This window comes from Erwinia oleae (genome assembly GCF_000770305.1).
GTDB lineage: Bacteria > Pseudomonadota > Gammaproteobacteria > Enterobacterales > Enterobacteriaceae > Erwinia > Erwinia oleae.
On sequence record NZ_JNVB01000135.1, the window covers coordinates 1 to 6,926 of the forward strand.

A 6,926-nucleotide genomic window follows, 5' to 3' on the forward strand; every position below is an offset into this window, starting at 1 on the left:
TCATGGAAGCATCCATCCCGCCAAAGCGTGAACGCCACTTATAGAAACTGGCGTTGCTCATGCCATGCTCGCGGCACAGTTCGGCCACCGGCGTTCCTGCCTCGGCTTGCTTCAGGATGGACATGATCTGGCTGTCAGTGAAACGTGATTTTTTCATAGAGATCTCCCCGGTTCAGGTTACGAGAAAATTCTACTTATGAACACACCGGTTTTTCGGGGAGATTACCATTTTATCGTCTGCGTCATTGATTTTATTAGTAAGAAGGCTCTCTATAGAGGGTAGAGGCATGTGCGAAGGTTGTATCTTGGTTTGGCTACTAAGTATGCTATGCTTATAATAACGTTTGCAAATAATCTCGCCATTCTCTGGAAGCCAGTGTGTCGCCTCTGGAAATAGTGCAGAACTTAGGGGGAATTTCGCGTTCGGGTTATGAAATATTTCAATCTCCGCAGTCCATGGTTCATGATTATAAGGCTTCCACAAAGAACGATACTCGTCGCTGGTTACATCCATAATGAAAGGAATAGCACATACAGCACCGGGAGAATCATCAGCAAACTTCCCAATTCTCACATAGCGATAGCCATCAATTAAAACTCCGGAGGAAACAGGCACTCTGCTCAGTTTGGACAAAGTAGCTGCATTCGAAAAAATGACCGCCGAGAGTTCTATGTTTTCAGGCGAAAAAAATAAGCCAGCACGAATATTCGGATCGCTCAAAAGGAATTCGATAGTTTCGGGCACAGCCACAATTTTTCCATCTTCTTCTTTCTCTCTTCCATAAAATCCATAAAGGTAGGTCATGAGAGCCTCACGACTCCACATCATTGAACCTGGGGCGTGAAAATCCGCTATTGCAATAGCAAATGGTTTGCCTTGGACATGCTTCAGACTGGTATAGTTTTTACGCAATTTATTTCGTAAGGTCCGAGCATAGCGTTCAGCGGCAATTCCTGAAACTCTTTCTTTTAGATCTGCGGGAACATTGCCAAAGGAACAGATAGATATTATAGAAGCACCGTTAGGGCCAATCTCTGTAACTGCGTGCGCAGGAAGCGGGAAGACAGCTACAGCCATTCGGCACCTTATCACCATTCGGCAAAAAATGCAAAACAGTCGTGGCCGCGTTGTGCTGTTGTCTTTTTCCAATGTTGCTGTCAATACCTTCAATACAGGATATGGAGAGCTCGCTGCTGGCCTACCGGACGATGCTAATCGTCGAAGGGTGGAAGTCGATACACTTGACGGATTTTTTACTAAACATATTTTACGTCCCCATGCCTACAGGACTATGGCCGCACCTCAGTCTGCGTACTTAGTGTCAGGTTCGGAGCCTTTTCTTGCCAGGTTTCAATATTGGCGTGAAGACCTTCCCCCTTTGCCATTAAAAGACATAAAATTAAACATACTGGATGGGGAATTCGTCTTTTATTCGGATACAAGAAATGACTCAGAACTTCTTGATAAAGGTAAGGTTTTAAAAATCATTCATGACCTTGGGCGTTTAGGTGCTTACACTCATGAAATTGGTCGGTACTGGGTTTATAGAACCCTGGTTTCTCAACCTGGAGTATTGAGGGCGCTGGCAGCCCGCTACCCGCAAATACTTGTCGATGAGTCTCAGGATTTGGGAACACTGCATAAGGAAATCTTAAAGCTACTCATTACTGCAGGGGTTCAGGTTACGCTTATCGGGGATGTTAATCAGGGGATTTATGGCTTCGCTGGTGCTGACGGTGAGTTCCTGAAGAGCTACGAGGATCGCGCAGAGGTCACCGGCTACAAACTTACTCGCAATTATCGTTCCCTGCCTCCAATCATAAATATCGCCAACATTCTATGTGGGCGACATGACGAAGCAGACCGGTTGGAAGAGCAAGGTGGAGCATATTTCATTGGATACAAGGATTCAGAACTTTCTAAATTAACTGAAGCATTCAAGGCTCATATTAATGAGTTAGGCATGCCGCTTCAAGATTCAGTGATTCTTTGTCGCGGTGCTGAGAGAGCCGGAGCAATTGCAGGTAGAGCCCCACCGCCTGGGCAAGGTATGGTTAAAGTCTTAGCAGAAGCATCGTTGTTACGAGATCAACATAGTAATTACCATGCCTGCTTTAAATTGGTCTGCCGGGCTATCATTGGCTTACTGGACAATGCACCCCATGGGCTAAGTTCAGGTCTTCAGAGGCTATCACATGAAGACGGAATGAGCGGGATGAAGCGACTGGTATGGAGTTTTAGTCGTAACATAGATGCGGGTCTCCCCTCGTCTACACTTACAGCCAAAACAGACTGGCATACGCAGTTATTAACGAATGTCAAAGCGCTTCTGGCCGAGATTGAAAAACAATATGGATATAAAATTGCTGGTACACTTGGCACCAAACTGACAAAAAAATCTTTGCCAGACTTGCCATTGTCTAGCGCAGCAGTCACTCAGGCACATGGATTTAGGGTAGAGACGGTGCACCAAGTTAAGGGGGAATCTATCGGTTCTGTTATGTATCTAGCGAAGAAATCCCATATAGATTCATTGCTTTCAGGCACCGGTTATGAAGAAGGACGGATTGGGTATGTCGCAATAACTAGGGCAAAGAACTTATTTTGGCTGGCTGTGCCACAATCATGCTTAAAAGATTTAAAGGCGACTCTCATTAATGCTGGTTTTCAGGAACGGATCTAACTTGGCGTAATTGACCCTACCTGAACTGGAATAAACACAAAGCTGTACTCACAGCCAAGCTTTTCCGCCATCCCTCTTTGATGGCGGCATTATTAAAATCTATTGGCTGTCTAATCATTAACTAATAGACGGTAATGTTATTAATTTATCTTCAACACTAATTCGCCGCAGAAGGCAGATGGAGGGAATTACAAGCGCCAAGGAGAAGGGAAAATACAGGGGAAGGCTGGCAGACAATGAAAAACATGAATTAATAAGAACTCTCCGCAATAAAAACGGAAAGTCAATAAACGAAACGGCAAGGCTCGCTGGCGTATCACGCATGACCGTTATTCGAGCATGTAAGGATAAAGATTGACTTTGAATAAGCCACAGCCCTGATTGTGCTGTGGCGTTACATTCTAAAATTGAAGTGTAAAAACGTCTATTCTGTTTCCTCACGAAAATAAACCTGTTTGATATACCGCCCCCGGCCATCTCCGTGGCCCAGGTCCATTGAAACTAATGCCTCGGCTTCATCGCGACTCATTCCATTTTTAATATGATGATTTACAGCATCACGTGAATAAGCGTAACGCAAACTATGCGGGGCATTTTTACCATTCATTCCTGCCTCTCGTACAATATTTCGGTAACGCTCTATTGCAGTATGCAAAGAAGGTTTATCAATCAGTTTTCCGTTATGTTCACTGACATAATGAATTGCCTTATCAAGAATTGATAAAACTTTTTCACGATTGAAAACTGTTGTTTCTCTCGGCCGCCCGCCTTTAGTCCCGAAAACAACACGGACACGCTCATTATTGTTAATCAATGACTGCTTCCATGTTTTTAACGACTTTGCGGACTGCACGGTTTCTTCTGTTCTCAACCCAAGGTATCTTGAAAGTTGTACCGCGAGCGCAACACCTTCATCTTTTTTAAGCGCAAAATTCACAACCGCATTAAGTTTTTCATCCGTAATAGGGAGTTTAGTGCCATCCCGCTTAGCACCAGAAATTCCCAGGGCCTGATTACTCAGGCTGGTATGATTGGGATCGGCCAGTTTATTTCTTCCTGCTGATAATAAAACAGAGCGGATAGCAGACATCTCATTCTGTAACGTCCTGAGAGACAAACTATCTGCCTTCCTGCTCTCAATATACTTTTCAATATGGGAAGTTTTGATATGTTTTACGTCCCTAATCTGAATATTCAGTTCAGACAGACGTTCAGAAAAACGTTCTGCAATTCTTGAGCGGCCAGCCACAGTTTTATAACTTCCCCGTCCCTGACGAGCAAGTGTGACAAGTTGTTTGCACAGCTGTTTACTGAATCTGGACATTCCTATATCTCCACAGGGATACACGTCCCTCGGCTTGTAAATAAGCGGACGGATCTGTACCCCAGTAATTCATCCCCGACGACACGGTTGCTTTTGCGCTTCCTGCGTCTCAACTGGTATCTGTGCATCGGGGCGGCGAATTGTTGAGTTCTTGCGAGGCACCCCAGATCTCTGATCTGTTTGCTGTTTATGCAGAGCTGACTTACGTCAAGCTGCCTCCAACACTACTGTTCGTAGTGTCGCCATCGATACCGAGTCGATTTCCTCCTTACTGATAGTTGAACGTTCAGACGGTCTCCCGTCGTGTTTACGTTGATGTGAAAGTGAGTTTAAAACCGTACTGACACGGGCTACATGTTGGTCAGATGGTAGTAAAACGTTGAAAACCACGTCATACGTGGGTTGAGACGTTATGCGCTGCGCGCGTCACTTGGTAGTGTCTTCGCCACTTCACAAGTGACGCCGCGCAGCTTCGTGCTCCTAATGCAACTCCGTAAGCGGCCAAATGTACCAAATGGCCTTATCCGTCGATGCAAAAGTCGTACGAAACTCAGGGCGTATCACTGCAAATGAGAAGACGTTGAACTGATGCCGTTCACAGAACGGAAGTGAATTGAAACTGGCAGATTTGCTACACAGTAAACCTTCATCGCCGCGTCATAGTGCGCTTTCATAGACGATATCTGCTTTCAAAGGTGAGCAGATTTGCCACATTTTTCATGTACTCCCTTTCAGGCTTAGAGAGTTTTATTGTGCAGTCACCCGAAGGCGCTCCTCACAGACTGCCGGAACATTGGTGGTCGCAGCTTAAGTGCGACTGTAGCCACCCGAAGGCGCTCATCACAGGCTACAAGAGCATTGGTGGTCGCCAGTGCGACAGTACAACAGTTTGATAGTACCAACAGGGAAATACGACGTCAAATGGATGTAGACATCGTTTTTTGGGTGAGTAATATGTAGTTTTCTCCGATGAAAGTGGTTGATATGGATATTTTAAAACAACGCCTTATGATTCTGATTTTCGGATTATCTAACTTTTTATTCTTTTATTTATTATTAACCTCTATTGATCTAAATATATTCTTAATGACTAGGCTTGATTTCTCAATATTACATTTGCAGATAATTAAGCCTCTGATGATGCTTTTAATTTTTTTCTCCATAACTCACTTATTAAATAACACCTCACTTTACCAAGGATTAACCTGGGGGAAACCTAACAAGCAGTCATTTGTTTTTTTCTTGCTCATAATTATTGCTTACACTGCTTCATACTACCTTACGCCGAAAGAACCCTTCGTTACAGAATTTACTAAAGGTTTGTCACATGAAATGGCAGCTGTAAAAATCGCAGCCACAATTATTATTTTCCCTCTACTGGAGGAACTGGTTTTCAGAGGAATTATCCTGAGTTCTTTTTTAAACGCCCTTGGTGAAAAGGCGGGCTATATCATTGGTGGGCTGACAGTTTCTGTTTTGTTTGCAGTTATACACACACAGTATTCATTGCCCACCAAAATCCAAATGTTTTCACTTTCATTAATTTTCTGTGGGGCAAGATATCAAAGCAGAGGGCTTCTTTTACCAATTCTACTGCATGCTTTTTGTATCGCGCTTGGCCTATATATTGAGTTAAAATAAACCAACTACAAAAGGTAGTTATCATTAACACATAATGATAACTACCTTTTCCCGATAAAATATCACTCACCTATAGCCACGGAATGAATTTCCTTCATCAACTTCTGTACGCCAGATCCCGATAGCCTTTCTGCAGATGCCGATGAATATGTTATATAGAGTTTACTCCCACTCCCGTTTTTTTCAATTTCCACATCTAAATGATCGTTATCATTCCAGTCAGATCCCATTTTATAATAGCTACCAGGTATTGCCTCCCAAACAGGATGTGCATCATCTTCAGCGGCCGCTTTCTATGCCCCGTCATTAGAGCTATTCCGTAAACTATCCAGCTCCTGACTTGACATAAACTTGTAATGTCTTTTTATTCTGGCAGCAGCAGTATCTACATCAACAGCTACAGTATAATTTTTAGACTTAGATTCTTTTTTTAATGACTGAGGTAAATGCATTGGTGTCGTAACATCAGTTGATGGGTTAGAGTTTCCCCTCAAAGAGTTCATTATACCTGAAGCACCATCACTGATTTTCTTATTTGTATCTGCTATTTCCTGCATGCTACAGGCTGTGACAAGAGCAGGAATTATTAAAATGGCGGTAAGACTCCTCACGATCCATATCCTCCAAACATATTTACTAAAAAAACGGTCAATGAAAAGTACGCTTGACTTATTCACCATGTAACAGACTGTAAACCCTGCTGTATAGAGTTTGTAATGTCAATAGTGCGGTTTCGAGCAAATATAAAAAAGATGATTACCTTACTCTGACAATATCATCCAATCTGGTTGTAAAAGCGGGCGAAAGTCTTTCTCTTCGCATCTTCCAGCCTGTGGCATCACTTTTAATGCCCTGCCCTGCAAACCAGACTGAACCCTTACCAGAGCTGTTAATGCTGTCTATGAGTGTCATTAATTCATCGCTATTACGTTGAGGCTGAAGGTCATCGAACAGGGTAAGTTGTGATACTGCCGCGCTGCGAAAATCGGTGAGAATTACATCTGCGCGTTGATAACGATGCCCCGGGATGAATATTGTTTCAAGAGCTCTTACAGCTGCGTATTTTCATTAATGGAGATCACCCAATAACATCCATCGAGATCGGGTAATAACATTTGAGCAGATCGCTGAATAACATCGATGGAGATCACTTTTGACTCACTTTGTTATTCGGTGATCTCCATCGATGTTATTGGAACTTCACAGGTGTGTTGAACTGTATCTTTTGCCATTCCGGTGAAGGATACTTATGCCGACAGTTCCTATCTCTATGAGAA

The 6,926-nt window shown here is 43.3% G+C and carries 7 protein-coding genes and 1 pseudogene; 3 read left to right on the top strand and 5 right to left on the bottom strand.

What is annotated here, in order from left to right:
- Together GS12_RS22250 and GS12_RS22255 are read right to left on the bottom strand one after the other, a co-directional pair.
- On the bottom strand, positions 1-157 hold a 157-nt coding region (locus GS12_RS22250; protein ID WP_034948291.1), incomplete at its 3' end, for a transposase.
- A gap of 33 nt (positions 158-190) precedes the next feature.
- Complete coding sequence (locus GS12_RS22255) at positions 191-1,078, bottom strand: hypothetical protein (RefSeq protein ID WP_235421328.1); 888 nt, start codon at positions 1,076-1,078, stop codon at positions 191-193.
- On the opposite strand from GS12_RS22255, the gene GS12_RS22260 reads away from it, so the two are divergent.
- Both GS12_RS22260 and GS12_RS25090 read left to right on the top strand, forming a co-directional pair.
- Positions 987-2,684 carry a UvrD-helicase domain-containing protein gene (locus tag GS12_RS22260; RefSeq protein WP_034951068.1) on the top strand — a complete coding sequence of 566 codons (1,698 nt, stop codon included), beginning with the start codon at positions 987-989 and terminating at the stop codon, positions 2,682-2,684. The genes GS12_RS22255 and GS12_RS22260 overlap by 92 nt on opposite strands.
- A 163-nt stretch (positions 2,685-2,847) precedes the next feature.
- Positions 2,848-3,042 (top strand): annotated as a pseudogene (locus GS12_RS25090) (recombinase family protein); the annotation flags it as partial.
- A gap of 66 nt (positions 3,043-3,108) precedes the next feature.
- On the opposite strand, the gene GS12_RS22270 reads toward GS12_RS25090, so the two are convergent.
- Positions 3,109-4,008: an integrase domain-containing protein gene (locus GS12_RS22270; protein ID WP_034951071.1), complete on the bottom strand. Its 900-nt coding sequence runs from the start codon at positions 4,006-4,008 to the stop codon at positions 3,109-3,111.
- 984 nt (positions 4,009-4,992) lie between these two features.
- On the opposite strand from GS12_RS22270, the gene GS12_RS23125 reads away from it, so the two are divergent.
- The gene (locus GS12_RS23125) at positions 4,993-5,649 is read left to right on the top strand and encodes a CPBP family intramembrane glutamic endopeptidase (protein ID WP_084089843.1); all 657 of its coding nucleotides are present in this window, start codon (positions 4,993-4,995) and stop codon (positions 5,647-5,649) included.
- A gap of 293 nt (positions 5,650-5,942) precedes the next feature.
- Here the strand turns inward: GS12_RS23125 and GS12_RS25360 are convergent, their stop codons facing one another.
- Complete coding sequence (locus GS12_RS25360; protein ID WP_407637875.1) at positions 5,943-6,260, bottom strand: hypothetical protein; 318 nt, start codon at positions 6,258-6,260, stop codon at positions 5,943-5,945.
- Positions 6,261-6,405: 145 nt separating this feature from the next.
- Positions 6,406-6,561 (bottom strand): DUF4113 domain-containing protein, encoded by a 156-nt coding sequence (locus tag GS12_RS25095; RefSeq protein WP_224378814.1) that lies wholly within the window; start codon positions 6,559-6,561, stop codon positions 6,406-6,408.
- Positions 6,562-6,926: the final 365 nt, after the last annotated feature.

What these genes read in the sequence shown, in the direction of transcription:
- GS12_RS22255 (WP_235421328.1), bottom strand. Translation starts at nt 1,078, where the DNA reads ATGGCTGTAGCTGTCTTCCCGCTTCCTGCGCACGCAGTTACAGAGATT.
- GS12_RS22270 (WP_034951071.1), bottom strand. Translation starts at nt 4,008, where the DNA reads ATGTCCAGATTCAGTAAACAGCTGTGCAAACAACTTGTCACACTTGCT.
- GS12_RS23125 (WP_084089843.1), top strand. Translation starts at nt 4,993, where the DNA reads ATGGATATTTTAAAACAACGCCTTATGATTCTGATTTTCGGATTATCT.
- GS12_RS25095 (WP_224378814.1), bottom strand. Translation starts at nt 6,561, where the DNA reads ATGACACTCATAGACAGCATTAACAGCTCTGGTAAGGGTTCAGTCTGG.